2 protein-coding genes are annotated in these 2,528 nt (G+C 72.3%); one reads left to right on the top strand and one right to left on the bottom strand.

Features of this window, described 5'->3' with window-relative positions; translation table 11 throughout:
• Nucleotides 1-155: 155 nt before the first annotated feature.
• Nucleotides 156-1,532: a S1 family peptidase gene (locus ACFVIU_RS33140; RefSeq protein WP_385847108.1), complete on the bottom strand. Its 1,377-nt coding sequence runs from the start codon at nucleotides 1,530-1,532 to the stop codon at nucleotides 156-158.
• A gap of 666 nt (nucleotides 1,533-2,198) precedes the next feature.
• On the opposite strand from ACFVIU_RS33140, the gene ACFVIU_RS33135 reads away from it, so the two are divergent.
• Nucleotides 2,199-2,417: a type A2 lantipeptide gene (locus ACFVIU_RS33135; protein WP_385847102.1), complete on the top strand. Its 219-nt coding sequence runs from the start codon at nucleotides 2,199-2,201 to the stop codon at nucleotides 2,415-2,417.
• Nucleotides 2,418-2,528: the final 111 nt, after the last annotated feature.

Raw genomic sequence — 2,528 nt, 5'->3', positions numbered from 1 at the left:
CTGTGTTCCTGCGGCCCCACCCCGTCGGCTCGCTGGGGGGGGGGTCGGCGGCTGGCGCAGGCCGCGCGGTTGCCCCGCCCCCCCCCGGGGGGGGCGCCCCCGGGCCCTGCCGGCCGGAACCGCGCGGGGCCGGCAGGGCGTTCGTGGGGCCGGGCTCAGCGGGTGCCGGTCAGGGACGAGGTCCCGTTGCCGTCCGCGGAGCCGGCGCCGGACCCGTCGCTCGCCGAGCCGCTGCCGGACTGGTCGCCGGCCGAGGCCGACGGGTCGGCGCCGGCGCCGCTCTGGTCGCCGGCCGAGGCGCCGGACTGGTCGCCCGCACCCGACTGGTCGCCCGCGCCGTTGCCGTTGCCGTTGTTGCCCGCGTTGCCGTTGTTGCCCGCGTTGCCCGCGTTGCCGCCGTCCCCGAGGGTCGCGCCGGTGGCCTGGAGGGCGGCGGTGACCGGCTGGAAGAAGGTCTCGCCGCCGTTGGTGCAGTCGCCGCTGCCGCCGGAGGTGAGGCCGACCGCGCCGCCGTCCTGGGTGAACAGGGAGCCGCCGCTGTCCCCGGGCTCGGCGCAGACGTTGGTCTGGATCAGGCCGTTGACGGTGTCGACGCCGTTCGGGTCGGTCTCGCTCTGGAAGTTGACGGTGGCGTCGAGGCCGGTGACCTGGCCGTCGTGCAGCCCGGTCGTGGAGCCCATGCGGAACACGGTCTCGCCGACGGTGGCATCGGCCGCCTGGGTGATCTGCACGGTCTGGCCGTTGCCGGTGTTGACCTCGCTCGACGTCTGGGTGTTCGGGTCGTCGTACTTGACGAGCGAGAAGTCGTTGCCGGGGAAGACCGCCTGGTCGACGGTGGCGATGGGCTGGCCGCTCTGGGAGTCGGACCACTGCTTGGCGGCGACGCCGCAGTGACCGGCCGTCAGAAAGGCGGGGCTGCCGTCGGAGGCGGTGACGTTGAAGCCGAGGGAGCAGCGGACGCCGCCCGCTTGCGTCTGGGCGAAGATGGCGTCGCCGCCGGAGACGAAGGTCTTGAAGGTGCCGCCGGACCGCTTCAGGGTCGCCATGCCGGAGCCGAGGCCCTGCACGGTGGACTGGAGCCGGTTCCACCGGGCGCCGGTGACCGTGGAGTCGGCGGTGACCAGGACCTTGTTGGTGCGCGGGTCGATGGCCCACGAGGTGCCGGGGATGGTCGCCTTGGTCTTCAGGGTCCGCGCGGCCGCCTTGAGCTGCCGGGTGCTGTGGTCCACCGTGCGGACGGCGGCGCCGGCCTGCTCGGCTCGGGCGGCGGCCTGGGCGTCGCCGTGCACGACGTTGACGACCAGCTGCTGCTTGGCGCTGTCGTAGTAGGTGCCGGCGACCGCGTCGCCGAGGGTCTTCTGCAACCGGGCGGCGAGGCCCGAGGCCTGAGTCGCCTTCAGGGTCCGGGCGGTGCCGGTGGCGCCGGCGGACCCGCCCCGGTCCTGGGAGGCGTTGGCGTTGGGGAGCAGGAGGGCCGCCGCTCCGAGCGCCGCGACACCGCCCACCGCTATCGCGGCCTTGCGCTTGGGCATTCGCTTGTGACTCAAACTTCTCGACCTCCTGGGGACGGGGGTCTGCCGTTCATGGGCTCTCGCTCCATGGGCAGTTCGTGCCTGACAGTTCGTTCGTTGACGGCGCCTGGATGGCCGTACGTACGCAGTCGACGGGCGGTGCGTTCAGTTCCGCTTCCCGGCGGCCGGACCGGCAGGGTGAATCGGCCACGTTCCGCGATCCTGGACTGACACGCTCGGCAACCGATCGGTAACGGTCAGCTGTGGACACAGAGCGGAATCCCTGCTTCAGGGAATCTGCACATCGAATGCTCAACCAGGTCACCGGCCGCGCCGGATCTGCACATCCCCTTACCCCCGGTCACACCATTGGCGCGGAGTGCCGGATTCGCCGCGCGGCGGGCAAGGCCGCCGGTGCGACGATGCCGTGCGGCATGTGAAGGAGTCGCCGACAAGGTGTGGGCGGACCTGCACGGATCCGTGCGTCTCCGCGACAAACTGCCTGGTGGGCGCCCTGGTTGATTGGAAGCGGGCGCCGCCTGCGTGCTTTGATCCATCGCACCGCAGGGCTCGCCCCGGTGCCCGCTCCACGGGTGCCCGGCGCCCCCGGTTTCGCGGCCGTCCGTCTGTCCCCAGAGGGGGCCGCTCTCCCCCTTGTGAAATACCCATATGAAGGGAAGTTCCATCATGAACTCCACCCCCCAGGTCGAGACCGTCGAGATCTCGGACGCCGAGCTGGACAACGTCTCCGGCGGTCTGTCCTCCAACACCCTCAACAGCACCCTGGATACCGTGAACGAGATCGCCCCGGGCGTGAACGGCCTGGTCAACACGGTCGTCGGCACCGTCGAGGGCGTGACCGGTCTGAACACCGCCCCGATCAACGGCCTGGTTGCCGGTCTCTGATCGCACCGCGTCGCGGGGGGTGGGGGGGGTGGGGGGGGTGTGGGGGGGGGGGGGGGGGGGCGGCGGGGAGACAGCCACACCACCCCCACACAGGCGGGGGTCGGTGGGGTG

The organism is Streptomyces sp. NPDC127190 (assembly GCF_042672505.1).
GTDB lineage: Bacteria > Actinomycetota > Actinomycetes > Streptomycetales > Streptomycetaceae > Streptomyces.
This window is presented reverse-complemented; position numbering and strand designations above follow the sequence as displayed.

Excerpts from the sequence above, each read along its gene's own strand:
- ACFVIU_RS33140 (WP_385847108.1), bottom strand. The coding sequence starts at position 1,532 with ATGCCCAAGCGCAAGGCCGCGATAGCGGTGGGCGGTGTCGCGGCGCTC.
- ACFVIU_RS33135 (WP_385847102.1), top strand. The coding sequence starts at position 2,199 with ATGAACTCCACCCCCCAGGTCGAGACCGTCGAGATCTCGGACGCCGAG.